The 560-nt window shown below is 44.8% G+C and carries 1 protein-coding gene; it reads left to right on the top strand.

The window, feature by feature from the left end; translation table 11 throughout:
* Positions 1-552, top strand: a 552-nt coding sequence (locus tag Xbud_RS19280) for an IS3 family transposase (protein WP_145956696.1), incomplete at its 5' end; no start/stop codon positions are given.
* Positions 553-560: the final 8 nt, after the last annotated feature.

Raw genomic sequence — 560 nt, 5'->3', positions numbered from 1 at the left:
AAAGCGATATCAACAGCCTGTCATCTACTTAACCGGAACTTTAATCCGTTGGCGCCGAATGAAGTTTGGGCAGGAGATATCACCTATTTGAAGACGCCCGAAGGTTGGTTATATCTGGCTATTGTGATGGATTTGTCCTCACGTCGGATAGTGGGATGGCAGATCTCAACGGAAATAGATACAACCTTGAGCAGCCAGGCCTTAATGAAAGCGTATCACTTACGTCAGCCGTCACAAAGCTGTGTTTTTCATAGTGATAGAGGGAGCCAATATACAAGCCAGCAATACCGGGACTTGCTCAGCAGTTATGACATGAGAGCAAGCCAGGGGGATGTCGGGGCGTGTTGGGATAACGCTGTTGTCGAACGTTTCTTTGGCAGTTTGAAACAGGATTGGCTCTTCAAAACCCATCATGAAAACCAGGCAGAGAGGAAAAAAGATGGATTGGATTATCTGCATTATTACAATTTAACACGATTGCACACGGCCAATAATGATTTAACACCCGTGGAATATGAAATGGCCTTCGTAAAAGTGTCCGATTTTTCTTGAGCAGAACA

Source organism: Xenorhabdus budapestensis (assembly GCF_002632465.1).
Classification (GTDB): Bacteria; Pseudomonadota; Gammaproteobacteria; order Enterobacterales; family Enterobacteriaceae; genus Xenorhabdus; species Xenorhabdus budapestensis.
The sequence above is the reverse complement of the archived record's forward strand: the minus strand, read 5'-3'. Positions and strand labels throughout refer to the sequence as shown.